The sequence below is a fragment of the Pseudomonas sp. HLS-6 genome (genome assembly GCF_002753995.1).
GTDB classification, from domain to species: domain Bacteria; phylum Pseudomonadota; class Gammaproteobacteria; order Pseudomonadales; family Pseudomonadaceae; genus Aquipseudomonas; species Aquipseudomonas defluvii.
In genome coordinates, this window is record NZ_CP024478.1 from 745001 (window position 1) to 771704 (window position 26704).

At 59.9% G+C, this 26704-nt stretch carries 18 protein-coding genes and 2 rRNA genes (1 of these 20 only partly in view); 16 read left to right on the plus strand and 4 right to left on the minus strand.

Annotation, left to right across the window (positions count from 1 at the left end; translation table 11 throughout):
• The 8 genes from CS390_RS03280 to CS390_RS03315 form a co-directional block, all read left to right on the plus strand.
• Positions 1-524 (plus strand): 23S ribosomal RNA (locus tag CS390_RS03280); it begins 2367 nt to the left of the window's first position.
• A 136-nt stretch (positions 525-660) separates the two neighbouring features.
• Positions 661-776: ribosomal RNA gene (rrf, locus tag CS390_RS03285) — 5S ribosomal RNA — on the plus strand.
• Positions 777-911: 135 nt separating this feature from the next.
• A complete protein-coding gene (gene recC / locus CS390_RS03290) occupies positions 912-4379 on the plus strand; it encodes an exodeoxyribonuclease V subunit gamma (RefSeq protein ID WP_099773468.1) in 3468 nt (1155 codons plus the stop codon).
• Entirely contained in the window at positions 4379-8053 is a 3675-nt protein-coding gene (gene recB, locus CS390_RS03295) for an exodeoxyribonuclease V subunit beta (protein WP_099776524.1), read from the plus strand. The genes recC and recB overlap by 1 nt, the downstream gene beginning before the upstream one ends.
• Complete coding sequence (gene recD / locus CS390_RS03300; RefSeq protein ID WP_099773469.1) at positions 8050-10134, plus strand: exodeoxyribonuclease V subunit alpha; 2085 nt, start codon at positions 8050-8052, stop codon at positions 10132-10134. The genes recB and recD overlap by 4 nt, the downstream gene beginning before the upstream one ends.
• 114 nt (positions 10135-10248) lie before the next feature.
• A complete protein-coding gene (locus CS390_RS03305) occupies positions 10249-10824 on the plus strand; it encodes a YfiR family protein (protein WP_099773470.1) in 576 nt (191 codons plus the stop codon).
• Complete coding sequence (locus CS390_RS03310; RefSeq protein WP_065761479.1) at positions 10821-12092, plus strand: diguanylate cyclase domain-containing protein; 1272 nt, start codon at positions 10821-10823, stop codon at positions 12090-12092. The genes CS390_RS03305 and CS390_RS03310 overlap by 4 nt, the downstream gene beginning before the upstream one ends.
• 3 nt (positions 12093-12095) lie before the next feature.
• Positions 12096-12596 carry an OmpA family protein gene (locus tag CS390_RS03315; RefSeq protein ID WP_099773471.1) on the plus strand — a complete coding sequence of 167 codons (501 nt, stop codon included), beginning with the start codon at positions 12096-12098 and terminating at the stop codon, positions 12594-12596.
• Positions 12597-12604: 8 nt separating this feature from the next.
• Here the strand turns inward: CS390_RS03315 and CS390_RS03320 are convergent, their stop codons facing one another.
• The gene (locus CS390_RS03320; RefSeq protein ID WP_099773472.1) at positions 12605-13552 is read right to left on the minus strand and encodes a LysR family transcriptional regulator; all 948 of its coding nucleotides are present in this window, start codon (positions 13550-13552) and stop codon (positions 12605-12607) included.
• A gap of 136 nt (positions 13553-13688) precedes the next feature.
• Between CS390_RS03320 and CS390_RS03325 the strand changes: the two genes are divergently transcribed.
• Together CS390_RS03325 and mmsB are read left to right on the plus strand one after the other, a co-directional pair.
• The gene (locus CS390_RS03325; RefSeq protein ID WP_065759307.1) at positions 13689-15215 is read left to right on the plus strand and encodes a CoA-acylating methylmalonate-semialdehyde dehydrogenase; all 1527 of its coding nucleotides are present in this window, start codon (positions 13689-13691) and stop codon (positions 15213-15215) included.
• Positions 15216-15225: 10 nt separating this feature from the next.
• A complete protein-coding gene (mmsB, locus tag CS390_RS03330; protein WP_065759306.1) occupies positions 15226-16113 on the plus strand; it encodes a 3-hydroxyisobutyrate dehydrogenase in 888 nt (295 codons plus the stop codon).
• 60 nt (positions 16114-16173) lie between these two features.
• Here mmsB and CS390_RS03335 read toward each other — a convergent pair whose 3' ends face one another.
• On the minus strand, positions 16174-16518 hold the full coding sequence (locus CS390_RS03335; RefSeq protein WP_065759305.1) for a cupin domain-containing protein: 345 nt from the start codon (positions 16516-16518) through the stop codon (positions 16174-16176).
• A gap of 283 nt (positions 16519-16801) precedes the next feature.
• Here CS390_RS03335 and CS390_RS03340 point away from each other — a divergent pair, with 283 nt between their 5' ends.
• The 3 genes from CS390_RS03340 to ggt all read left to right on the plus strand — a co-directional run bounded on the left by CS390_RS03340 (position 16802) and on the right by ggt (position 20141).
• Complete coding sequence (locus tag CS390_RS03340; protein ID WP_099773473.1) at positions 16802-17392, plus strand: NAD(P)H-dependent oxidoreductase; 591 nt, start codon at positions 16802-16804, stop codon at positions 17390-17392.
• 67 nt (positions 17393-17459) lie between these two features.
• A complete protein-coding gene (locus CS390_RS03345) occupies positions 17460-18356 on the plus strand; it encodes a LysR family transcriptional regulator (protein ID WP_099776526.1) in 897 nt (298 codons plus the stop codon).
• A gap of 117 nt (positions 18357-18473) precedes the next feature.
• On the plus strand, positions 18474-20141 hold the full coding sequence (gene ggt, locus CS390_RS03350) for a gamma-glutamyltransferase (protein ID WP_099773474.1): 1668 nt from the start codon (positions 18474-18476) through the stop codon (positions 20139-20141).
• A 64-nt stretch (positions 20142-20205) separates the two neighbouring features.
• On the opposite strand, the gene CS390_RS03355 is transcribed toward ggt, so the two are convergent.
• Positions 20206-22125, minus strand: a complete 1920-nt coding sequence (locus tag CS390_RS03355; protein WP_099773475.1) for a methyl-accepting chemotaxis protein — start codon at positions 22123-22125, stop codon at positions 20206-20208.
• A gap of 425 nt (positions 22126-22550) precedes the next feature.
• Between CS390_RS03355 and pcaH the strand changes: the two genes are divergently transcribed.
• Together pcaH and pcaG are read left to right on the plus strand one after the other, a co-directional pair.
• Positions 22551-23270 carry a protocatechuate 3,4-dioxygenase subunit beta gene (gene pcaH, locus CS390_RS03360; protein WP_065759301.1) on the plus strand — a complete coding sequence of 240 codons (720 nt, stop codon included), beginning with the start codon at positions 22551-22553 and terminating at the stop codon, positions 23268-23270.
• An 11-nt stretch (positions 23271-23281) separates the two neighbouring features.
• Positions 23282-23887 (plus strand): protocatechuate 3,4-dioxygenase subunit alpha, encoded by a 606-nt coding sequence (gene pcaG, locus CS390_RS03365; RefSeq protein WP_065759300.1) that lies wholly within the window; start codon positions 23282-23284, stop codon positions 23885-23887.
• 67 nt (positions 23888-23954) lie between these two features.
• Here pcaG and CS390_RS03370 read toward each other — a convergent pair whose 3' ends face one another.
• Positions 23955-25673: an FAD-dependent oxidoreductase gene (locus CS390_RS03370; RefSeq protein WP_099773476.1), complete on the minus strand. Its 1719-nt coding sequence runs from the start codon at positions 25671-25673 to the stop codon at positions 23955-23957.
• A 175-nt stretch (positions 25674-25848) separates the two neighbouring features.
• On the opposite strand from CS390_RS03370, the gene CS390_RS03375 reads away from it, so the two are divergent.
• Positions 25849-26625, plus strand: coding sequence for an IclR family transcriptional regulator (locus CS390_RS03375; RefSeq protein ID WP_065759298.1), 777 nt, complete (start codon positions 25849-25851; stop codon positions 26623-26625).
• Positions 26626-26704: the final 79 nt, after the last annotated feature.

The following is a 26704-nucleotide window of genomic DNA, read 5'->3' on the forward strand; positions in this document are numbered from 1 at the left end:
AGGTCTTAGTGATCCGGTGGTTCTGTATGGAAGGGCCATCGCTCAACGGATAAAAGGTACTCCGGGGATAACAGGCTGATACCGCCCAAGAGTTCATATCGACGGCGGTGTTTGGCACCTCGATGTCGGCTCATCACATCCTGGGGCTGAAGCCGGTCCCAAGGGTATGGCTGTTCGCCATTTAAAGTGGTACGCGAGCTGGGTTTAGAACGTCGTGAGACAGTTCGGTCCCTATCTGCCGTGGACGTTTGAGATTTGAGAGGGGCTGCTCCTAGTACGAGAGGACCGGAGTGGACGAACCTCTGGTGTTCCGGTTGTCACGCCAGTGGCATTGCCGGGTAGCTATGTTCGGAAGAGATAACCGCTGAAAGCATCTAAGCGGGAAACTTGCCTCAAGATGAGATCTCACTGGAGCCTTGAGCTCCCTGAAGGGCCGTCGAAGACTACGACGTTGATAGGTTGGGTGTGTAAGTGCTGTGAGGCATTGAGCTAACCAATACTAATTGCCCGTGAGGCTTGACCATATAACACCCAAGCAATTTGCGTCGAAAGGCCAGATTGCGGTGTTGTGAAGACGAAACGAACCGAAAGTTTGCGACTCACAACTATCACATACCCGATTTGCTGGAGCGTCGAAAGACGGTCTGGTACACAGAATTTCTTGACGACCATAGAGCATTGGAACCACCTGATCCCATCCCGAACTCAGCAGTGAAACGATGCATCGCCGATGGTAGTGTGGGGTTTCCCCATGTGAGAGTAGGTCATCGTCAAGATTAAATTCCGAAACCCCTATCTGCACATGCAGGTAGGGGTTTTGTCTTTGTGGCCTGGAAAACATCGCCAGCGAGGCCTGTCTCTGCAGCTCATGCTAAGGTTCGAGCCTCTTCACATCGCACCAAGGGATACCCATGCCGCACACCTCCAATCTACAGCCCGGCTTTATGGTGGTTCATGGCAACCGTCTGGATGAACTGCGAAGCCTGGTCGTGGGCTGGATGCGCCGCAATCCGCTGTTGCCGCTGGAGAATGAGATCGCATTGGTGCAAAGCAACGGCATTGCACAGTGGTTGAAGTTGGCTCTGGCTGAAGATCCTGAAGAAGATGATCAGGGCGGTTGCGGTATTGCTGCTGCCATTGACGTGCAACTGCCTGGCAGTTTCATGTGGCAGCTGTACCGCAAAGTGTTGGGGCGTGAGGAGATTCCGGAAACCTCGTTACTCGACAAGGCGCCGCTGACCTGGCGTTTGATGCGTCTACTACCTGAGGTCATTGATCGGCCGCATTTTGAGCCGTTGCAGCGTTTTTTGACCGACGATGCCGATTTGCGCAAGCGCTATCAACTCGCAGAGCGCTTGGCTGATCTGTTCGACCAGTATCAGGTGTACCGCGCCGACTGGTTGCAGGACTGGGCAGAAGGGCACCACCTGCTACGCACCGCACGTGGTGAGTCGAAGCCCTTGCCTGCGGCTAATTGCTGGCAGGCCGAATTGTGGCGAGCGCTGTTGCTGGACGTCGGTACTGAAGGCATGGCGCAGAGTCGTGCGGGTGTTCATCAGCGCTTTATTCAGCGTATCAACGAATTGCAGGAAGCCCCTGCCGGCTTGCCGTCACGGGTTATCGTCTTCGGTATTTCTTCGTTGCCGGCCCAGGCGCTTGAGGCGCTCGCGGGGCTATCTCGTTTCAGTCAGGTGCTGCTGTGTGTACTCAACCCTTGCCGACACCACTGGGCTGATATCGTCGCGGACAAGGACCTTCTGCGTCACCAGTACAAGCGTCAGCAGCGTAAGAGTGGCACCCCGGCAATGATCGATGCCGATGTACTGCACCAGCATGCCCACCCGTTGTTGGCGGCGTGGGGTAAGCAGGGCAGGGATTACATCAACCTGCTCGACAGTTATGACGACCCGAACAGTTATCGTGCGGCGTTCAGCGAAGGGCGTATTGACCTCTTCAGCGACAGCGAACCGCAGAATCTGCTCAACCAGTTGCAGGACGACATCCTCGAGCTGCGGCCACTGACCGAGACGCGCGCGCTGTGGCCAAGCGTCGACCCACTCAAGGATCGCTCGATCAGGTTTCATATTGCGCATAGCCCGCAGCGAGAAGTTGAGATCCTGCACGATCAGTTGCTAGCTCGCTTCAGTGCGGATTCAACCTTGCGCCCTCGCGATGTGATTGTGATGGTGCCGGATGTTGATACCTATGCTCCGCATATTCGTGCCGTATTTGGGCAGATCGCCCGTGACGATTCACGTTTCATCCCCTTCACCTTGGCCGATCAGGGGCAGCGTGGCCGCGATCCGCTGCTGATCGCCCTGGAGCATCTGCTCAAGCTTCCCGACAGCCGCTTCCCGGTCAGCGAGATTCTTGATCTGCTCGACGTCCCGGCCCTCAGGGCGCGTTTCGGGATTAAGGAAAGTGACCTACCGACACTGCATCGATGGATTGAAGGTGCGGGAGTGCGCTGGGGCTTGAATGCCGAGCAGCGGGCGACTCTTGAGTTACCTGCCGGACTGGAACAGAACAGCTGGCATTTCGGTTTGCGCCGCATGCTGCTGGGGTATGCCGTAGGTGCCGGAGCAAGCTGTGACGGCATCGAGCCCTACGATGAGATCGGTGGGCTGGACGCGGCGTTGATCGGCCCGCTGGTTGCCCTCATTGATGCACTGGAGGTGGCTTATCGCGAACTGTCCAGCCCGGCCTCTGCAGGTAACTGGGGAGCGCGTTTGAATGCGTTGCTGCAGGTGTTTTTCCGTGCAGAAAACGAGCATGACGACTATCTGCTGGTGCAGTTGCAGTCGCTGTGTGAGGACTGGCTAGAGACCTGCGAGATGGTCGGCCTTGAAGATTTGCTGCCGCTGACGGTGGTACGTGAAGCCTGGCTGGCCGGGCTTGATCAGGGGCGCCTGTCGCAACGCTTCCTCGCCGGCTCCGTGAACTTTTGCACCCTGATGCCGATGCGGGCAATCCCCTTCAAGGTGATCTGTCTGCTGGGGATGAACGACGGCGACTATCCGCGAGCCCAGCCGCCTCTGGACTTCGACCTCATGGGCAGTGACTACCGCCCGGGTGATCGCTCGCGCCGCGAAGATGACCGTTACTTGTTGCTGGAGGCGCTGCTGTCGGCACGCGATCAACTCTACGTCAGTTGGGTCGGGCGCAGTATTCGTGACAACAGCGAGCGCCCGGCGTCGGTACTGATCGGGCAATTGCGTGATCATCTGGCAGCTGGCTGGACGCTTGCTGGTGGCGAAGCGCAGGACATGGACTCGCTGCTCCATGCGTTGACGGTCGAGCATCCACTGCAACCCTTCAGTGCTCGCTACTTCCATCAGGGCAGTGGTCTGTTCAGTTATGCCAATGAGTGGCGTGCGTTGCATCTGACGGATGCGGGGGAAGCCATTGAGCCGCCTGCCTTGGAGCCTTTCGTGGCCGACGAGCCACTGACCTTGCCATTGCTGCAGGATTTTCTAAGGCATCCCGTACGGCATTTTTTCAGTCAGCGTTTGAAGGTGTTCTTTGAGTCTGCTCAGGCACCGCTGGCTGATGAGGAGCCCTTTGTGCTTGATGCGCTGCAGCGCTACAGCTTGAGTGAGAACCTGTTGGCTGCAGCCCTGGCCGACACGCACGACAGCGAGCGCGCGCTGCTGGCTCAGGCCAACCGCCTGCAAGGGCGTGGCGTGCTGCCGATGGCCGGTTTCGGTGATTGCCTGCGTGACGAACTCATTGAACCGTTGCCCGACCTGTTGCAGCGTCATCGCCAGCTTTTGGAGCAGTGGCCGCATCGGGTCGACAGCGCCCTGCCCATTCGTTTCGAGTACCGTCACTTGCGTCTTGATGGCTGGCTGGGCCAAGTCTATCGCCGAGAGGGCGATGACCTGTTGAGCATCACTACGTTACCTAACACCATCGGCAGCGGCCGTACCTTGAAGTGGCACCGCTTGATTCACAGTTGGGTCATGCACCTGGCCGCGTGTGCCGTGGGGCTGCCCTTGCACACGGCGGTGGTGGCCAGCGATCAGACCTTGTTGCTCAAGCCATTGGAAAAGGACGCTGCCGAGCAGTTTCTGGGCCACCTGTTGTTGGCTCGACAGGCCGGTATGTCGTCACCGCTGCCCGTGGCGGCGAAGACTGCTTTCGCCTGGCTTGAGCAAAGTGATCCAGACAAGGCACTGGCGGCAGCAGCCAAAGCCTATGACGGTGATGGCATCAGCCATGATGGCGAGCGCAGCGAAAGCACTGCGCTGGCTCGACAGTTCAGTGATTTCGCCACCCTCACGGCCAGTGAGGAATTCGAAGGCTGGTGTGAATCGCTTTACCGTCCACTGTACGACGCCGGCTGGCAGTCTGTTGGCCGTGAGGAGGGCCGCTCATGATGCTTGAACCACAACCGCCTTTGGCCCTGAGCTTTCCGTTGCACGGTAGCCAACTGATTGAAGCCAGCGCTGGCACTGGCAAAACCTTCACCATTTCCGCCCTCTATCTGCGCCTGGTGTTGGGGCATGGTGGCGAGCAGGGTTTCGGTCGTGAGTTGTTGCCGCCACAGATTCTCGTGGTGACGTTCACTGACGCCGCAACCAAGGAGTTGCGCGAGCGTATTCGTACGCGTCTGGCAGAGGCCGCTCGCTTTTTCCGCGGGGATCTGCTGGAAGCCGACAGCCTGCTGCAACAACTGCGCGAGCAGTTTGATCCCCAGCATTGGGCGGCCTGTGCCAATCGGCTTGAGGTCGCGGCGCAGTGGATGGACGAGGCTGCGGTTTCGACCATTCACAGCTGGTGCCAACGCATGCTGCGTGAGCATGCGTTCGACAGCGGCAGCCTGTTTACCCAAACCCTGGAGACCGACCACAGTGATCTGCTGGGCCAGGTCATGCGCGATTACTGGCGCCGCTTCTGTTATGGCATGCAGGGCGACGCTTTGCAGTGGGTGCGAGCCAACTGGGGCAGCCCCGATGCCTTGCTTCCCAAGGTGCGCGCGCTGTTTGGTCGCCAGCGGGTGGCCAGTGACGCCGAGGAGCCGCAGGCACTGATCGACGGCGTTCTACAGCAACGTGCCGAGTACCTGCGTGAGTTGAAAGCGCCTTGGGCTCAATGGGCTGCCGAGTTGTTGCAGCTCTGCCATGAAGGTCTCGCAGCCAAGCAGGTCGACGGGCGCAAGATGCAGGCGCGTTACTTCGAGCCCTGGTGTGAAAAGCTGCGGGTGTGGGCTACTGAAGAGCAGGCTGAGGAACTCGACCTCGGCACTGGCTTCACCCGCTTTACACCGGAGGGCATGGCAGAAGCCTGGAAAGGTGAGCCGCCCCGGCACCCGGCCCTTGAGGCCATGTCGACCCTGCGCGAGCGTTTACAGGCCCTGCCGACTCCAGATGCCAGCCTGCTGGAGCATGCGGCGGCCTGGGTCGGCTCTCGCTTTGAGCAAGAAAAGCGGCGCCGTGCTGAAATGGGCTTCGACGACATGCTGTTGCGACTCGACAGTGCCTTGAGTGGCCCTGCTGGTGAACGCCTGGCCGGGTTGATTCGTGAGCAATTCCCCATCGCGCTGATCGACGAATTCCAGGATACCGACCCCGTCCAGTATCGGATCTTTCAGCGCATTTACCGCATTGAAGAAAACCTGCGCGAGACCGGGCTTTTCCTGATTGGAGATCCCAAGCAGGCTATCTATGCGTTCCGTGGTGCAGACATCTTTACCTACCTGCGAGCCCGTGAGGCCACCGCGGGTCGATTGCATACACTCGATACCAACTTTCGTTCCAGCCAGGCCATGGTTACTGCAGTCAACCATGTGTTCCAGCGTGCGGAGCACCGTACGCAGGGCGCCGGCGCTTTCCTGTTCCGGCGCGAAGACGACAACCCGGTGCCGTTCCAGGCGGTCAAGGCTCAAGGCCGAAAGGAGACGCTGCAGGTCGGCGGTCAGGTCGTGCCGGCCCTGAACATCTGGCAGCTTGTCAGTGACGAGCCGGTTTCGGCTGCGGTCTACCGGAAACAAATGGCTGCCAGTTGTGCCACTGCCATTGTCGCCTTGCTTAGCGGCGGGCAGCAGGGGCGCAGTGGTTTTGTGCAGGCTGAGGGCGAGCTGCGGGGCTGCCAGCCTTCCGATATCGCCATTCTGGTTCGCGACGGCCGAGAGGCGCAGCTGGTTCGCGAAGAACTCGCCGCACGTGGGGTGCGTAGTGTTTACCTGTCGGACAAGGATTCGGTGTTCTCCGCCCAGGAGGCCCATGACCTGTTGTCCTGGCTCAAGGCCTGTGCCGAGCCGGATGCAGAGCGCTTGCTTAAAGCCGCGCTGGCCAGTGTTACCTTGAACTTGCCACTGAGCGCGTTGGATCAACTGAACCAGGATGAGTTGGACTGGGAACGTTGGGTGATGACATTCCGTGAGTACCGGCACCTGTGGCGTACTCAGGGCGTTCTACCGATGCTGCGCCGCCTGCTGCATGACTTCAATTTGCCGCAGGTGCTGATCGCACGCAGCGATGGCGAGCGGGTACTGACCAACCTCCTGCACCTTGCAGAGCTGTTGCAGCAGGCGGCAACCGAGCTGGATGGCGAGCAGGCACTGATTCGTCACCTGAGCGAACACCTGGCCTCTGGCGGCCAGACGGCTGAAGAGCAGATTCTGCGCCTGGAAAGTGATGAACAACTGGTCAAGGTCGTGACCATTCACAAGTCCAAGGGGCTTGAGTATCCGTTGGTGTTTCTCCCATTCGTGTGCAGTACCAAACCGGTTGATGGCAAGCGCCTGCCACTGGCCTGGCACGACAGTGAGCGTCAGGCTCAACTGACCCTGACGCCTAACGCTGAGCAGATTGCGCTGGCCGATGATGAGCGTCTGGCCGAGGACCTGCGGTTGCTTTATGTCGCCCTGACGCGCGCACGTCATGCGTGCTGGCTGGGCGTGGCTGACCTCAAGCGGGGGACCAGCAAGGAGTCACTGCTGCACCGATCGGCGCTGGGCTACTTGCTGGGGGGCGGTGTGCCCTTGGAGAACTCGGCAGCGCTCGGGCAATGGCTGGCGGCGCTCAGCGATGGGGCCCCGGCAATTCGCTGTGAAGTATTGCCCGAGGCAGAGGCAGCGTGCTTTACCGCAACGCGAAATACGGCCGAGCTGGCACCCCAGAGACTACCCCGCCGCCGTGCTGCCGAGAACTGGTGGATTGCCTCCTACAGTGCGCTGCATATCGGTGAAGACCTTCTGGCGTTGGACAGCTCCCAGGCGCAGCAACTGCTCGACGATGAGCGTGCCGATCCGCTGGTGCTTTCTGAAGCGTTGCCCGGTGGCAGTGATCTCCACCGTTTTCCCCGTGGCCCCAATCCGGGTACCTTTCTTCATGGCTTGCTGGAATGGGCGGGGCGCGAAGGCTTTGCCCGTGTCCGTGAGCAGCCGCACCTGCTGGAAAAGACCGTTGCACAACGCTGCAATCGGCGTGGCTGGACGGGCTGGATTAACACCTTGAACCACTCGTTGGGGCAACTGATCGAGACGCCAATGCCGTTGGCGCCGAACAGCCCGCCCGTGGTCCTGGGCGAGCTACACCAGTACCAGATCGAGATGGAGTTCTGGTTCGCCAGCCATCAGGTGGATGTCGCCTGCCTTGATCGCCTGGTGGCGCAGTACACCCATAACGGCGAAAACCGTGCAGCCGCCAAGCCGGCACTGCTCAATGGCATGTTCAAAGGCTTTATTGACCTGGCCTTCGAACATGACGGTCGCTACTACGTGACCGATTACAAATCCAACTGGCTGGGCGCGGAGGATTCCGCCTACAGCGAACAGGCCATGGAAACGGCGATTCTTGAGCATCGGTACGACTTGCAGTACGTCCTCTATCTGTTGGCCCTGCACCGGCAGTTGCGTGTTCGCCTGCCCGATTACGACTATGACCAGCATGTTGGCGGTGCCGTGTTCATGTTCCTGCGTGGGGCGCGTTCGTCGTCCAGAGGCGTGTACTTCGTCAAACCACCACGGGAATTGATTGAGCAACTGGATGCACTGTTTCGTGGCGATTGGCAGCCGCAACAACAGGACCTGTTTGGAGAGCAGCCATGAGCCGTACCTTTACCGACCTTTTGCCAATGCCGCTGGACGCGCAACAGTTGTCGGCCCTGCGCCCCTTGAGCGAGATCCACGATCTGCTGATCCTGCTTGACCGTTGGGTTGAGCGCGGTTGGTTACGTGCTCTGGACCGGGCCTTTGTTGCGTTTCTTGGCGAGCTCGACGGGCGTGCCGACCCTCGGGTGTTGCTGGCCGCCGCACTTGCCAGCCATCAGTTAGGGCATGGGCATGTCTGCCTGGATGTGGGTGAGACCCTCGCCGAGCCGGATTTCGCGTTGTCTCTGCCGCCTGAGGGTGACCTTCTGGCGGGGCCGGTGTTACTGCCGTCACAATTGCTTGAGCACCTGGATCAGGCGACCTGGTGTGCAATCCTGTCGAGCAGTGCGCTGGTGGCCCATGCCGGGAATGACGCGCAGACAGACAGACCGTTGGTGCTCTGCGGCCAACGCTTGTACCTGCGACGGTACTGGGGCTATGAGCGCCAGGTCGACAGCGCCCTGCGTCAGCGTCTGGCACAGCAGGAGGTTGCCGCGGTCGACTTGCGTGCTCGGCTTGACCAACTGTTCGAGAGCGGTGCTCCGGCAGGGCAGGTAGATTGGCAAAAGCTTGCGTGTGCACTGGCGACCCGTGCGGGGTTCAGCATCATCACCGGTGGCCCTGGCACGGGTAAGACCACGACCGTCGTGCGGTTGCTGGCGTTACTTCAGGCTCCCGCAGTGGATATGGGGCGTCCGTTGCGTATTCGCCTCGCCGCACCGACGGGCAAGGCGGCTGCACGCCTGACTGAGTCCATTGGTCAGCAAGTGCAGCAATTGGCTGTCAGTGAAACCGTGCGTGAACATATTCCCACCGAGGTCTCGACGGTTCACCGTCTTTTGGGCAGTCGACCTGGTTCGCGGCACTTCCGTCACCACTCGGGCAACCCGCTGCCGTTGGACGTGCTGGTGGTCGATGAAGCCTCAATGATCGACTTGGAGATGATGGCCAACTTGCTGGCAGCCTTGCCGCATCATGCCCGGCTGATCCTGTTGGGCGATAAAGACCAATTGGCGTCGGTCGAGGCTGGTGCGGTACTGGGTGACCTGTGTCGTGATGCCGAGGCGGGTTGCTATAGCCCGCAGACTCAGCGCTGGCTGGAGCAGGTCAGTGGCGAACAGCTTGCCGACAGTGGGCTGCAGCCTGGCTCCGCAGAACAGCATGCTCTGGCCCAGCAAGTGGTCATGCTGCGTCACTCACGACGTTTTGGCGAAGGTAGCGGTATCGGACAACTGGCGCGCTTGGTCAACGCTCAACAAGCTGAGCCGGCGAGGGCGCTGTTGGCAACAGCCACGCATGCGGATCTTTACCTGCTGAGCCTGCGTAGTGAACAGGATCGAGCACTTGATCGATTGCTGCTGGACGGTATCGGACGTGGAGAAAGCGACGCCAAGGGCTATCGGTACTATCTGCAGGTGATGGGCAGTGAGCGCCCGCCCGAGAATGCCCCGCTGGATGATCCGCGCTGGGGCAACTGGGCCTTGGCGGTATTGCGGGCGTTCGAGACGTTTCAACTGCTTTGCGCGGTACGAAAAGGGCCTTGGGGAGTAGAGGGGTTGAACCTGCGTGCTACCCAGGCCTTGTCCCGCGCGGGGCTGATCGACAGTGACGCGGTTTGGTACGAGGGCCGCCCGGTGTTGATGACCCGTAACGACTATGGGCTGGGTTTGATGAACGGTGACATCGGTATCGCCCTGCGGTTGCCGGAGGGAGGTAGCGGCGGCAAGCAGGTGCTGCGCGTTGCGTTCCCACGCAGTGACGGCAAGGGCGGTGTGCGCTTCGTGTTGCCAAGCCGGCTGAGCGATGTTGAAACGGTTTACGCGATGACGGTGCATAAGTCCCAGGGCTCGGAGTTTGCCCATACCGCGCTGATTTTGCCGGATGCCTTGAACCCGGTGTTGACCAAGGAACTGATCTACACCGGTATTACGCGCGCCAAGCACTGGTTCAGCCTTATTGAACCGCGGCAGGGTGTATTTCAGGAGGCGGTACGGCGCAAAGTGAAGCGGCTTTCGGGGCTGATGCTGGATCAGACCTGAGTGCGGCGATGCTGCCACACTCCGGATTGCCTCTTGGGGGGATGGCTCGCGGGAAAAATGGGCATTGTGCTATCTTTGCCCAATTGTCGTGCCCCATTTTGAGAGAATTCCCACATGAACGTGGCCGCCCCGATCCCGGGACGTGTGATGAGCTGGATGCTTGGACTGCTGGGCAGTTTTCTTTTCCTGTGTACCAGCGTGGCCTGTGCTCAGGCTGACAGTAATGCGGCCCATGCGGAGCTTCGGGCCAAGGCTGTCACGCAGGTGGTGCTCGGAATTCTCAGTTATGCGCGTTGGCCGGTTGAACCGGCTCAACTGCGTCTGTGCCTGGTTGGGCCCACCGAATATGCCGATGATCTGGTCAAAGGGACCACCCAGGCCACTGGCCGTCCGGTGTTGGTTCGCCGACTGCTGACCGGTGCTCCACGGATTGTCGATGAGTGTGACGCGGTCTACATCGGTAAACTCAGTGCTGAAGCGCGCAGTCAGTTATTCAGCGAGATCATTGGCCATCCGCTCCTGAGCATCAGCGAAGCGGACGATTCCTGTACGGTGGGCAGCCTGTTCTGTCTGCGGGTCAGTGACACCCATGTGGCATTTGAGGTCAACCTCGACTCGGTCGCCCGCAGCGGCGTACGTATTCACCCCAGCGTACTGCGGCTGTCGCGGCGTAGGGCGGTGCAGCCGTGACCCGCCTGCGCAATAGCCTGGGGCGTTTGACCCTACGTGCGGTGCTTGGGCGACGGCATTTGAGCGTTGCCTTGCTGGCTGTCGGGCTTGCGGGAATCTCTTTGACCCTGATGGGTGTCCTGACGTTACGAGCCTACGCCAACCACAACTTGCACCTGATCGCCCGGTCGATCAACTACACCGTAGAAGCCTCGGTCGTGTTCAATGACAGCAGTGCGGCCAATGAGGCGCTGGCGCTGATTGCTGCGACTGAAGAAGTCGCCGACGCGAAGGTATTCGACGATAACGGCGATCTGCTCGCGCGCTGGCAACGCCACGACGATGGCATGCTGGCGCCGTTGAAGCGGCACCTGGCGAGCACGTTGCTGGAAGATCCCATCAACCTGCCAGTGCTGCACCAAGGGCAACAGGTCGGTCGAATCGAGCTGGTCGGCCAGGGTGATAGCCTGATGCGCTTTCTGCTCAGTGGCCTGATCGGCATCATGCTGTGTACCGTACTCAGTGCCTTCGGTGCGTTGTCCCTGTCGCGTCGTTTGTTCGGCGATATCGTCGGCCCTTTGCGCAACCTTGCCAATGTGGCACATGCGGCACGTTGTGAGCGTCGCTTTGACCGGCGCGTCCCGCCTGCACAGATTGCCGAACTCAACGAGTTGGGCCATGACTTCAATGCGTTGCTTGATGAGCTGGAAACCTGGCAGCACCATCTGCAAAGCGAAAACGCAACCTTGGCGCACAAGGCCAGCCACGACAGCCTCACCGGGTTGCCGAACCGGGCGTTTTTCGAGGGGCGTCTGAGCCGAACCCTGCGTAGCGCGTCGCATAGCCAGGAATCTGTGGCTGTGCTGTTTATCGACAGTGATCATTTCAAGACCATCAATGACACCTACGGTCACGCTGCTGGCGATGAAGTGCTGATCACCGTGGCCAATCGGGTGCGGGCACAGTTGCGTGAGCATGATCTGGTCGCGCGCCTGGGCGGTGATGAGTTTGCGGTGCTACTGGCGCCTATTCAGCGAACCGAAGATGCCGAGCGTATTGCCGACAAGATCATCGCCAGCATGCGCACCCCGATTCATCTGCCTGACGGGCAGGTAGTGGTTTCATCCCTGAGTGTTGGCCTGGCGGTGTATCCCGATGATGGTGATACGCCGACTGAACTGCTTAGCGCTGCGGATGCCGCCATGTATCACGCCAAGCACCTCGGTCGAGGTGGGCGGCACAACGCAGAGTCGGAGCACTCTGCGGCTAGCACAAAAAACAGGAGTTAAACCGTGAGCCGTTCTATCAACCGTCTGCGCTTTCATTTTGTCGCTCTGACGCTTGCTTTGGTTACCCTTGTGGGTTGCCAGAGCGTGCCCCCCAAAGGCCTGAGTGCTGAACAAATTGCGCTCCTGAAGCAGGAGGGGTTCGTTTTGACCGATGAAGGCTGGATGTTCGGTTTGCCTGGCAAAGTCCTTTTTGGCAGTGACCTGGACAGCTTGAATGCGCAGAGCCGGAAAATCGTCGAGCGTATCGGCAAGTCGCTGCTCTCGGTCGATATTCAGCGGGTACGCGTGGACGGTCATACCGACTCGTCGGGCAAGGCCCGTTATAACGAGCAGTTGTCGCTACGCCGTGCGGCCAGTGCAGCAAGCGTGCTGATAGCCGTCGGCATGCGCCCGGAAAACGTTGAGACCCGCGGGCTGGGTAGCCGTGAGCCGGTTGCCAGCAATGACACTGCCGCCGGCCGCACGGAAAATCGTCGGGTCGCTATTGTCGTTGCTTCCGATTAATCAACGAGCTAATCAATAAACACCGTCGAGCGCGACTCGCCCATCAACAGCGCAGTGTTCAGCTCGGTCACTTCGCGGATGTAATCCCACAACAGGGTGATCCGCTTGAGCTTGCGCAGGTCTTCGCGGCAGTACATCCAGAACTGCCGGGTAATCTCTATTTCCTGCGGCAGGATCGGTACCAAGCGCGGATCCTGTGCGGCCAGGAAACACGGCAAGATAGCCAGCCCGCGGCCCTGTTGAGCGGCCACATACTGAGCGATCACGCTGGTGCTGCGCAGGTTGGCGCTGGCTGCGGGCAACAGGTTGGCCAGGTACAGCAGCTCGGAACTGAAGGCCAGGTCATCGACGTAGCTGATAAACGAATGATCGGCCAGATCACTGACCCGTTGAATCGGCGCATGGTTGTCCAGGTATTCCTGGGTGGCATACAGGCGCAGTCGGTAGTCGCACAGCTTGCAGCACACATACGGTCCGTGTTCCGGGCGTTCCAGGGCAATGACAATATCGGCCTCGCGTTTGGACAGGCTGATGAAGTGCGGCAGTGGCAGGATGTCCACTGAAATGGCCGGGTAGTGGTCGAGGAAGTGGCTCAACTGCGGGGTCACGAAAAAGCTGCCGAAGCCTTCGGTGCAGCCCATGCGTACATGCCCGGAGAGGGCGACGCCGGAGCCTGAGACCTGCTCGCAGGCCATGTGCAGGGTACTCTCAATGGACTCGGCATAGCTGAGCAGGCGCTGGCCTTCTGCGGTGAGCACGAAACCACTGGTACGTGATTTCTCGAACAGTAATGTGCCCAGCGCCACCTCCAATGAGGCGATTCGCCGCGACACGGTGGTGTAGTCCACGCCCAGCCGCTTGGCTGCGCTGCTGGCCTTGCGGGTACGGGCCACTTCGAGGAAGAACTTCAGGTCATCCCAGTTCAATGAACCGAGGGAGGTGATGTTTTTTTGCATGTTGGACCGGATTTTATGTGCGTTCTTATTAGAAGTTTGCACATCTATACTCCAAATCAGCCCCTTGACCAAGTGCCCGTCGCGCTTGACGCGCCGAAGGCGATCTCTCCCTAACAACAAATTCAGGAGAAGCCCCATGAACGCATCCCTTACGCCCAACCAGACCAAGGTCGACCAGGTTCGCCTGCTGATCGACGGCCAGTGGGTCGAGTCGAAAACCACAGAATGGCGTGACGTGGTAAACCCTGCCACCCAGCAGGTGCTGGCACGGGTACCCTTTGCCACTGCCGATGAAGTCGATGCGGCCATTGCGGCGGCTCAACGTGCGTTCAAGACCTGGCGTGATACGCCGATTGGTGCGCGGATGCGCATCATGCTCAAGCTGCAGGCACTGATTCGCGAGCATTCCAAGCGCATCGCGCTGACCCTCAGTGCTGAGCAGGGCAAGACCATCGCTGATGCTGAAGGCGATATCTTCCGCGGCCTGGAAGTGGTCGAGCACGCATGCTCCATCGGCACCTTGCAGATGGGCGAGTTTGCCGAGAACGTTGCCGGTGGTGTTGATACCTACACCCTGCGCCAGCCGATCGGTGTCTGTGCCGGCATTACCCCGTTCAACTTCCCGGCGATGATCCCGCTGTGGATGTTCCCGATGGCCATCGTGTGCGGTAATACCTTTGTCCTCAAGCCGTCCGAGCAGGACCCGCTGTCGACCATGATGCTGGTGGAGCTGGCCATCGAAGCCGGTGTGCCGGCTGGCGTACTGAACGTTGTGCATGGCGGCAAGCAGGTGGTTGATGCCCTGTGTACTCATCAGGACATCAAGGCCATTTCGTTCGTCGGTTCGACCGAGGTCGGTACCCACGTCTACAACCTGGCGGGCCAACACGGCAAACGCGTGCAGTCGATGATGGGCGCTAAGAACCATGCCGTCGTGCTGCCGGATGCCAACCGTACGCAAACCCTCAATGCACTGGTGGGTGCCGGTTTTGGTGCGGCCGGTCAGCGCTGCATGGCCACCTCGGTTGCCGTGCTGGTGGGCAAGGCGCGTGAATGGCTACCCGAACTCAAAGAGCTGGCGTCCAAGCTCAAGGTCAATGCCGGCAGTGAGCCGGGCACTGATGTCGGCCCGCTGATTTCCAAGCGTGCCAAGGAGCGCGTACTGGGCTTGATCGAGAGCGGTATCCGCGAGGGCGCGAAGTTGGAACTGGACGGTCGCGACGTCAAGGTTCCTGGCTACGAGGAGGGCAACTTCATTGGCCCGACCCTGTTCTCCGGCGTGACCACCGACATGCAGATCTACACCCAGGAAATCTTTGGCCCGGTGCTGGTGGTGCTGGAGGTCGACACCCTTGATGAGGCCATCGCCCTGGTCAACCGCAACCCCTTTGGCAACGGCACTGGCCTGTTTACCCAAAGTGGCGCAGCGGCACGCAAGTTCCAGAGTGAAATCGATGTTGGTCAGGTTGGTATCAACATCCCAATCCCGGTCCCGGTTCCGTTCTTCAGCTTCACCGGTTCGCGCGGTTCCAAGCTCGGTGACCTGGGCCCTTACGGCAAGCAAGTGGTGCAGTTCTACACTCAGACCAAGACCGTCACTGCCCGTTGGTTCGATGACGACAGCGTCAACGACGGTGTGAACACCACCATCAGCCTGCGCTAAGGAGATCGTCATGCGTATTGCATTTATCGGCTTGGGCAACATGGGCGCGCCGATGGCGCGCAACCTGATCAAGGCCGGGCATCAACTGAATGTGTTTGACCTGAACAAGACCATCCTGGCCGAGCTTGCCGAGTTGGGTAGCCAGGTCAGTGCTTCGCCACGGGAAGCAGCAGAAGGCAGTGAGCTGGTGATTACCATGCTGCCAGCCGCCGCCCATGTGCGCAGCGTGTACCTGAGTGAAGATGGCGTGCTGGCGGGAGTGCGTGCCGGTACCCCGGTAGTGGATTGCAGCACCATCGACCCGCAGACGGCCCGTGATGTTGCGGCCGCCGCCGCCAAGCAGGGTGTCGCGCTGGCCGATGCGCCGGTTTCCGGTGGCACGGGCGGCGCCCAGGCGGGCACGTTGACCTTCATGGTGGGCGCGAGCGCTGAACTGTTTGCCACCTTGCAGCCGGTACTGGCGCAGATGGGCCGCAACATCGTTCATTGTGGCGATGTCGGCACCGGGCAGATCGCCAAGATCTGTAACAACCTGCTGCTGGGTATCTCGATGGTGGGGGTGTCTGAAGCCATGGCGCTGGGCAATGCCCTGGGTATCGACACCAAGGTTCTGGCGGGGATTATCAATAGCTCCACTGGGCGTTGCTGGAGCTCGGATACCTATAATCCGTGGCCGGGCATCATCGAGACGGCACCGGCTTCGCGCGGCTATACCGGCGGTTTTGGCGCCGAGCTGATGCTCAAGGACCTGGGGTTGGCGACTGAGGCGGCACGCCAGGCTCACCAGCCGGTGATTCTCGGCGCGGTGGCGCAGCAGTTGTATCAAGCGATGAGTTTGCGCGGTGATGGCGGCAAGGACTTCTCCGCGATCGTCGAAGGTTACCGCAAGCCTGAATAGCAAGCTGCGTTGATCACGGGCAGGCCGGCTCCTATGCAGGAGCTGGCCTGTCGGCTTTGCTTACGCAAAGACGAAGTACTTGCGTACGGTCTCCACCACTTCCCAGGTGCCGCGCATTCCCGGTTCGACGATGAAGATGTCTCCCGCCCGCAAGTGGATCGGCTCCTGACCATCAGGCGTGATCACGCAGTAGCCTTCCTGAAAGTGGCAGTATTCCCACTTCTCGTAATTGACCCGCCATTTGCCAGGCGTGCAGATCCAGGTGCCCATGATCTTGCTGCCATCCTCGCTGGTATAGGCGTTGAGGTTGACGGTGTGCGGGTCTCCGGCGAGTTTCTCCCATTTGCAGGCATCGAGTACCGGTAACGGGTGGGTGTCGCGCAGAACGACGATCGATTTCGACATGAGGGCTCCAGGCAGGTTGAGGAAGTGAACCCGCAGCCTAGCGGGCGGCTCAGCCCCCCGGTTGTCTGGACTCGACATCAAGCTGTCCAGAAGCGCACAAGCCATCAGCCTTGCAATAGATACGCGACTGCAATAATTCGCGTTCCATTCGTGCGCTCCAGTCAAAAGCGTTTTGCCGTCGAGGTGGTTTTTCCGGGCTTTGTTCGTCGCTAACCTGCCCGGCATTCAATTCAATCCGGTTCGTTATCCCAATGGCGTCGACCGGTCACCCGATGAGGCCCCGATGAAAAAAGTCCTGTTGCTCAATGGCGGCAAGAAATTCGCCCACTCCGATGGCCGCTTGAATGAAACCCTGCATGAGGCAGCGCTGGCGTTTCTGGATCGTGCCGGCTTTGACGTCAAATCCACCTATATCGACGGTGGTTATGACAATGCTGAAGAGGTGCAGAAGTTTCTCTGGGCGGACGTGATCATCTATCAAATGCCCGGCTGGTGGATGGGCGCGCCCTGGACCGTCAAGCAGTACCTTGATGAGGTCTTCACCGCCGGTCACGGCAGCCTCTATGCCAGCGACGGTCGAACCCGTTCCGACGCGTCGCAGAAGTACGGCAGTGGCGGCCTTGTTCACGGCAAGCACTACATGATTTCGGCCACCTGGAATGCGCCGCAGCAGGCGTTCGATGACCCTGACGATTTCTTTGAAGGCAAGGGTGTGGACGCCGTGTACTTCCCGTTTCACAAGGCTAATCAGTTCCTCGGCATGACGGGGCTGCCGACTTATCTGGCGGTGGATGTGATGAAGCGCCCGAACGTCGCTGCTGCCGTCACTGCGTATGAGCAGCATCTGGCCCGGGTATTCCAGATCCCGGCTTGATGGGTGCTTGCACAAGCCCGTGCAAGCCGCTATCAATCAGCGTTTGGTCGCTGCACAAGGTATTCGCGTGAAAGCCAGGTCCGATGAGTTACAGGTGTTCGTCTCGGTGATCGAGTGCGGCTCGATTTCCGCTGCGGCCGAGCAGGTCGGGCAGACCCCATCGGCGGTCAGTCGAACCTTGTCACGCCTTGAAGCCAAGCTGTGTACCACGCTGATCAATCGCACCACCCGGCGCATGGACCTGACCGAGGAGGGCCGGTTTTTCTTCGAGCGAGCCAAGGCGATTCTTGCGCAGATGGATGAGCTTGAAGAGCGTTTGTCGTTGCACCGTCAAACGCCGTCCGGGCGGTTGCGGATCAACGCCGCGGCGCCGTTCATGCTGCACGCCATCGTCCCGTGGGTGGAGGAGTTCCGTGAGCGCTATCCGGACATCCAACTGGAGTTGAACACTGACGACTTGATCATTGACTTGCTGGAGCAGGGTACCGATGTGGCGATCCGCATTGGCGAGCTGTCCGACTCCAGCCTGCATGCCCGTTCGCTGGGCTGCAGCCCGCTGCAGATCCTGGCCAGCCCCGAGTACCTGGCGCGGCATGGCACGCCACGGCAGGTTGAAGACCTGGCCGGGCACTCGCTGTTGGGCTTCAGCCAGACCGAGACGCTCAACCACTGGCCTTTGCGCCATGCTGAAGGCGATCGTCTACCCATTCGTCCGAGCCTGTCGGCATCCAGCGGCGAAACCTTGCGCCAATTGGCCTTGGCCGGGGCAGGCATCGCGTGCCTGTCGCACTTCATGAGCCACGAGGACGTGCGTGCCGGACGCCTGCAGGTGATCCTTGCCGATGCCAACAGCGGCTATCGCCAGCCGATCCATGCGGTGTACTACCGCAATACGCAACTGGCCCTGCGCATTCAGTGCTTTCTCGATTTCATTCAGCAAAAGCTGGCGGTCTACGCCTGTTGAGATTTCTGGCGGCGACAGAGGCTGTCTAAACGCGGCTGTTTTCGCTTCGGTGTTTGATATGTCGTTCGACATCAGCCTTAATGGGTGTTCAACGAAAACAACACTAAGGAAGCTTTCATGCGCGTTGTGATGTTCCGACTCCTGACCCTCAGTGCCGCGATTATCGCCAGTTCTTCGGCCTACGCCGTGACCCTGGACGGTGGCGCGGTCGCCGCGCCCGATCAATATGGTGCACAGGTAGCCGCCGAAGTCCTGAAAAAAGGCGGTAACGCGGTGGATGCTGCCGTGGCGACTGCATTCACGCTGGCGGTGACTTACCCCGAGGCTGGCAATATCGGCGGCGGTGGTTTCATGACCCTGTACATGGACGGCAAGCCCTATTTCCTCGACTACCGCGAGGTCGCCCCGAAAGCGGCGAGCCGCACCATGTACCTGGACGATAAAGGCGAGGTCATCGAGAACCTCAGCCTGGTCGGTGCACGTGCCGCTGGTGTACCGGGTACGGTGATGGGGTTATGGGAGGCGCATCAGAAATTCGGCAAGCTGCCTTGGGCCGAGCTGCTGACCCCAGCAGTCGGTTACGCCAGGAATGGCTTTAAAGTGGCCTCCAAACAGTACCAGTACCGTGAGGACGCCCTGGGTCTGTTCAAGGACAGCACCAACTTCAATGACTATTTCGGCAGCATGAAGGTCGGCGAAACCTTCAAGCAACCCGAGTTGGCGCAAACCCTGGAGCGTATTGCCAGCAATGGCGTCAGTGAGTTCTATCAGGGCAAGACCGCCGACCTGCTGGTGGCTCAGATGCAGGCCGACAAGGGCTTGATCAGCAAAGATGACCTGAAGGATTACAAGGCTGTCTGGCGTGAGCCGATGCGTATCGACTGGCGCGGCAACACGGTCTACACCGCGCCGTTGCCAAGCTCCGGTGGTATCGCGCTGGCGCAACTGCTGGGCATCAAGGAAAACCGCGCTGCCGACTTCAAGGGCGTTGAGTTGAACTCGGCTCGTTATATCCACCTGCTGGCCGAAATCGAGAAGCGGGTGTTTGCCGACCGTGCCGACTACCTCGGCGACCCTGCCTTCAGCAAGGTGCCAGTAGAGCAACTGGTTGCCAAGGACTACCTGGTCAAGCGTGCCAAGGAGGTCAATCCGACGGCCATCTCTGAGACGGAGAAAGTCCGCCCGGGCCTGGAACCGCATCAGACCACGCACTTCTCCATCGTCGACAAGCAGGGTAACGCCGTCAGCAACACCTACACCTTGAACTGGGACTATGGCAGTGGCGTGGTCGTCAAGGGCGCGGGCTTCCTGCTCAATGACGAGATGGATGACTTCAGTTCCAAGCCTGGCGTGGCCAACGCCTTCGGTGTGGTCGGCGGCGACGCCAACGCCATCGAGCCGGGTAAGCGCATGCTTTCGTCAATGAGCCCAACGCTGGTAACCCGCGACGGCCAGGTCACCCTGGTTCTGGGCACGCCGGGTGGTTCGCGGATTTTCACCTCGATCTTCCAGGTGCTGAACAACCTCTATGACTACAACCTGCCGCTGGAGAAGGCCGTTGCTGCGCAGCGTGTGCATCATCAGTTGCTGCCTAAGGACACTATCTATTACGACGCTTATGCGCCGTTGAATGGCAAGGTGGCCGATGATCTGAAGAAGATGGGGTACACCCTGGAAGATCAGGGCTGGGAGATGGGGGATATCCAGGCGATCCGGGTCAATGGCACGGCGCTGGAAACCGCTTCCGATCCACGTGGTCGGGGTGTGGGCCACGTGGTGAAGTAACCGGCCTTATCGCTGGCACTGTCGACGCCTGCTGGTGTCGGCAGTGCCAGCGGTGTTTTTCAGGTCAGACGCGGAAGTGGCTGACCATCATCTGCAACTGGTTACCCAGCCGCGCCAACTCGACGCTGGACGCCGCGGTTTCTTCACTGGCTGCGGAAGTCTGCTCCGAGACATCGCGTACATTGAGGATGCTGCGGCTGATTTCCTCGGCTACGGCACTCTGCTGCTCGGCGGCTGCGGCGATCTGCTGATTCATCGACTGGATGTTCGACACCACGCGGGTGATGTTCTCCAGTGATGCACCGGCTTTACGCGTCAGTTCAACGCTGCTGTCGGTCAGGTTACGGCTGTTCAGCATGACATTGGCGACCTGTTGGGTACCGCTTTGCAGGCCTGCTACCAGTTCTTCGATCTCTTCGGTGGATTTCTGCGTGCGCTGGGCCAGGCCGCGAACCTCGTCAGCGACCACGGCAAAACCACGACCGGCTTCGCCTGCGCGGGCCGCTTCGATGGCGGCATTCAGGGCGAGCAGGTTGGTCTGCTCGGCGACCGACTTGATTACGTCCATGACGCTGCCGATCTTCTGGCTTTCCTGTTGCAGGTGCCCCATGGCGTCGGTCGAGCGCTTCACTTCTTCGGCCAGACGTTCGATTTGGGCAATGGCCTGGGCGACGACCTCATCACCCGCACGGGCCTGACCGTCAGCATCGGTTGCCGCTTCTGAGGCCAACTCGGCGTTGCGCGCCACCTCCTGCACTGTCGTCGCCATTTCATGCATGGCGGTTGCCACCTGATCGGTTTCGACCTTCTGGCTGTTGACTCCGGCATTGGTTTCCTCGGTGACCGCCGAGAGTTCTTCCGCTGCGCTGGCGATCTGGGTGACGCCGTCACGGATGCCTGTGATCAAGTCACGCAGGGTGCTGCCCATGCGCTGTATGCCTTGCTGTAAAACGCCCAACTCGTCTCGGCGGGTCACGCGTAGCTCATGGGTCAGGTCGCCTGCAGCGATTTTCTCGACCACCTTGAGGGTGTCTTGCAGCGGGCGGGTAATCTGGCGGGTAATGATAACCGCGGCCAGTACGCCGAACAGCAGTGCCAGCAGGGTGCTGATGAGTTGCAGTGCACGCGCCTGGGCGCTTTCGTCATCACGACGATCCAGTTGGATCTTATAGAGCTGATCGCTGTATTTGACGATATCGGCGCCTTGTACGGTCATTTCCTGGCGAGCTACGGCGATCTCGGTAATGGCGCTCTTGAAGGTGAGTACGGCGTCACGGTAGGCGAGGATGGCGCTTTCGAACTGCTTGGCGCGGGTGGTTTCGCGTGGCAGGTGATCGTTCAGTTGGCGGACTTCAGTCAGGGCTGCATCCAGTTGTCGCAGCGCTGCCTGCTCGGTCGAAGTACTGAGGTCGGCAATGTAGCTGCGCACTTCCAGGCGCACCATCATCAGTTGTTCCTTGACCCGCGTAATGGCCTGGAATTGCTCAAGACGACGAGGGTCGCTCTCTGGCAAGGCCAGGACATCGCGGTTGATCGACTCGATCAACTCGATGGCGCTGGCGGCGGCTACACCCATCGCATCGCGGGCGGCCAGGGTGGTTCTATAGCCGTTGCGCATCTTGTTCAGTGATACCTGATACGCGCTGATGGTCTTGGCCTGCTGCTGCAGCAGTTTGATGTTCTCGGGGCTCTTGAAGCTGTTCAGCAGTTTCTGCTGTTGCGCGCTGAACGTGTCGAGTTTGGCTTGAACATTGGCGGCGCTGGTGTCATCGCCGTTGGTCAACATGTATTGCAGGCGCGCAATGCGCATGTTCGTCAGGTCGCTGTTGAGCTGAGTGATGTCGCTCATCCAGTTGCTACGGTCGATCAGGCCACCAAGGCTGGTCCAGCCTGTCAGCGCCAGAAGGCCTGTCAGTAACAGCACCAGGCCGAAGCCCAGGCCGAGTTTCACATTGACGCTGATATTGGCAAACCAGCTGTTCATACCATCCCTCCAGGAACGTTTTACGGTCTTGATCCCGATCGCTGGAAGGTTGTTTTTCTTGGTGCCAGGCGATCCATACGCTGGCTTTATCGGCGGCAGTTCGGGTAGCTGAAACGCTTTTTCAGCAATTCCTACGAAATTGATCAACAAAGTGTTTGGCGCATGTTTCTGCGCCGTTCAGGGCTTCTTCAACGTCTCCTGAATCAAGCCTGCCAGCGCTTGGCCGGTGGAGCCGTGCGTATCCCTTTTCGCCATAGCCTATGAAAATTCTTGGGTTAGGCGACGTGAGCGCGCTGCGCTATACATAACCAATTGGTTATGTTTCCCATGGTTCTTTTCAGTTCCCGTCGAAGCCGTCTTGGCCGACACTGGGTGCTCGCCTGCTCCTCCCGGGCTTTTCCACATCCAATAACAAGGAGAACGGCATGTCCGCCACAGACGACAGTCGCTTCGCTATCCGTGATCGCAATTGGCACCCGAAAGCCCTGACCCCCGACTACAAGACCTCTGTTGCCCGGTCGCCGCGTCAGGCACTGGTGAGCATTCCTCAGTCGATCAGCGAAAGCACCGGTCCAGACTTCTCTCACCTGCAGTTTGGTCAGCATGACCATGACCTGTTGCTGAACTTCAACAACGGCGGCCTGCCGGTTGGTGAGCGCATCATCGTTTCCGGTCGAGTGTGTGACCAGTACGGCAAGCCGATCCCGCATACCCTGGTGGAGATGTGGCAGGCCAACGCCGGTGGCCGTTATCGGCACAAGAACGACCGTTACCTGGCGCCTCTGGACCCTAACTTCGGCGGTGTTGGTCGAGCCTTGACCGACCGTGATGGCTACTACAGTTTCCGCACGATCAAGCCCGGTCCTTACCCATGGCGTAACGGGCCGAACGACTGGCGTCCGGCGCATATCCACTTCTCTATCAGCGGCCCGTCGATCGCTACCCGGTTGATTACCCAGTTGTACTTTGAAGGTGATCCGCTGATTCCGATGTGCCCGATCGTCAAGTCGATCGCCAATCCTGAAGCGGTACAGAGCCTGATCGCACGCCTGGACATGACCAACGCGAACCCGATGGATTGCCTGGCCTATCGTTTCGACATCGTGCTGCGCGGCCAGCGCAAGACGCACTTTGAAAACTGCTAAGGAGCCCCGCCATGCCTACTCAACTGCTGCCGGAAACCCCTTCGCAGACCGCCGGTCCTTACGTTCATATCGGCCTGGCACTGGAGGCCGCCGGTAACCCGACTCGTCCTCAGGAAATCTGGAACCGTATGGCGCGTGCCGATGCGCCAGGCCAACAGATCCTGGTGTTTGGTCACGTATACGATGGCAACGGCCATCTGGTGCGCGACTCGTTCCTGGAGTTCTGGCAGGCTGACCATGAGGGTCACTATCAGCCAGATTTCAACCTGGAAAAGCCATTCAACAGCTTCGGTCGCACAGCCACGACCTTTGATGCGGGCGAGTGGAACCTGCACACCATCAAGCCGGGTGTCGCGCTGAATGCCGCCGGTGTGCCAATGGCGCCGCACATCAACGTGAGCCTGTTTGCCCGTGGTATCAATATCCACTTGCAGACCCGCTTGTACTTCGATGATGAAGCCGAGGCCAACGCCAAGTGCCCGGTACTCAACCTGATCGAGCAGCCGCAGCGTCGCGAGACCCTGGTTGCCAAGCGTTGTGAAGTGGACGGTAAACTGGCCTACCGCTTCGACATCCGTATTCAGGGTGAAGGCGAGACGGTGTTCTTCGACTTCTAAGCCTGTAGCGCCATAAAGAAGCCCGCCAATTGGCGGGCTTCTTTATGGGCTGCGGTTTGTAGTGGAATTACTCGTAGGCTGTTGCGCCGGCAATGTGGCGTCCAGCGATGTAACCAAAGGTCGCGGCCGGTCCCAGATTGATGCCGCCGGCCGGGTAGTGGCCGCCCATGATGCTGGCCATGTCGGTACCTACCGCATACAACCCGGCAATGGGCTGGCGCTGCTCATCAAGCACCTGGGCGTGCTCGTTGGTCTTGAGGCCAGCGAAGGTGCCGAAGCAGCCCGGTTCGACTTTAACTGCATAGAAGGGGCCTTTCTCGATCGGCGCGACGCAAGGATTGGGGCCATGCAACGCATCCCCTTGTTTGCGGTTGTAGGGTGTAGAGCCACGGCCGAACAACGGGTCTTCGCCGTTGCGCGCATGGCGGTTGTATTGCTCTACGGTCGTACTCAAACCCTGAGGGTCGATACCGCAAGCCTGGGCCAGCGCTTCAAGGGTGTCGCCTTTCTTCAGGTAGCCGGAGCGTACGAAGGGTTCGACCGGCAGTGGGAACGGGCGGGAAATCCCCAGGCCATAACGGCGCTGGAAGGCATGGCTGCAGATCAGCCAGGAGGCCACCTCTTCACCCGGCGCCGCAGCGACCATGGCACTGACATAGTCATAGTAACCGCCGGCTTCGTTGACGAAGCGCTTGCCGTTCGCCAGTACACCGATAATGCCTGGCTTGCCACGTTCGATGATGTGCGGGAAGTGACCGAACGTGCCGTCCATGTATGGCACCCTGGAGACCGGTGCCCAGGCGACCGGGCTGAGCAGGTCGTCAGCCATCCGGCCGCCGACGCTTTCGCCCAGGCGCAGGCCGTCGCCGTTGGCGCTCAGTGGCGGCAAGGCCAGGTGTTCGTTGCCGGTGGGCGTACGCGGGAACAACGCCTTGCGACGTTCGATATCGTTGGGGAAGCCGCCTGCCGCCAGCACTACCGCATGACGCGCGCGGATCTTAACGGGGCCGTTGCGTGTTTGCACGACGGCGCCAGCCACCCGGTTGTTTTCGTGAATCAGTTCGCTGGCCGGGGCCGACTCCCAGAGCAGTACGCCGAGGTCTTCGGCAGACTTGGCCAGCCTGGCCACCAGTGCAACACCATTGACCAGGTGCATGGCCCTGCCGTTGAGCGCCAGGTCGAGCAGGTGCCGGCTGAAGCGCTTGGTCACGTGGAGCAGCGAGCGCCAGGAGCGGGTCAGGGTCAGGAAGGCCGCGAGGTCTTTGCCGACCATGATCGGCATGCCCATGAACGAGGTTTCGCGCATGGTCTTGCGCAGGCGTTTGAGCAACTTGCCCACTTCGCGAGCATTGTAGGGGGCGGCGATAACCGAACGTCCGCCCGTTCCGGCACCGGGAGTGTCGCCATGAATATCAGCGATAGCGTTGCCATCGGAAAACTGCAGGGCGGTGTGGCGTTCGAAGAACGAGACCATGTGAGGCGCGGCCTCCAGAAACGCATCGATCATTACGGGATCGAAGCGCTCGCCCAGTTCGTGCTCAAGGTAGGTACGGGGCAGTGAACGGTCTTCAATGATACCGGCGCGTTGTGCCAGTGGATTGCAGGGCACCCACATCCAGCCACCGGACCAGGCAGTGGCGCCGCCGAACACCGGGTCTTTCTCGACCACGATGACCTTTTTACCGTGCCAGGCGGCTGTCACGGCGGTGGATAAACCGGCAGCACCGGAACCGATGACCAGGACATCGCAGTCCACCGTGGTGTGCAAAGAGGTGTCGGCAGGCATTTGAGATCTCGCGTTCAGGGTCGAATAGTTTTGTTTTTGGAACTCAATTCCATATTCTATGGTTGCTGTCCGATATCGCCAAGTGCAAAGCGGGCAAAATGGGCGAAGATCGAACAGTGGTTTGCGCTTTCGCCGACGCTCTTTAGAATCGGCAAAATTTTTAGGGACCGTGACCATGGCCGGCAGTCAGATTGAACGTGCGTTAAGCCTTCTCGAAAGCCTCACCAGCGCCCCGCGCGGCCTGCCAATGCAAACGCTGGCTGAGCAACTGGACATCCCCAAGAGTGCTACCCATCGCATGTTGGCCGAGCTGATACGCCTCGGGTATGTGCGGCAAAACCCGGAAAACAGTCGTTATCTGCTGAGTACCAAGCTGGTCGCTTTGGGTTTTCGTTACCTCTCCAGCGCTGGCGCCGATGTGGTTCAACCCGTCCTTGATCAATTGGCCCAGCAAACGGGTGAGCTGGTGCGTCTTGGAGTGATCGACGGCGAGCGCCAAACCTGGATCGCCAAAGCTCAGGGGGCTCGCTCGGGGTTGCGTTATGACCCCGATATGGGCCGGGATGCGCCATTGTTTTACACCGCTTCCGGGCATGCCTGGCTGGCCAGCCTGAGTGATGCGCAGGCCTTGCTGCTGGTGGAGCGCCAAGGGATTGCCCAGCGGGAGGACTTTGGCCCCAATGCCCCGGCTTCCAATGCCGATTTGCTCGAGCGTCTGCGCATTGCCCGTGAACATGGTTATGCCTGGGTCGTTGAGAGCTCTGCGGTAGGCACCTCGGCACTGGCGGCAGTGGTGCGTCACCCGCTGGACGGGCATGTGGTCGGGGTGCTCAGCGTCGCCGGGCCCAGTGCCCGTATGAGTGAGGCGCGTATGCATGAACTGGCCCCTGCATTGCTGGCTGCGACGGCAGAGTTGTCGGCAGCCTGCCCCGCTTCGGAGTTGTTCCTCTAGCGTTTCTGCCGCGCCATAGCGAATGGCAGCCCTCAGGGCTGCCATTTTTTTTGCTTGCAAGAAAAGTGGAACTGAGTTC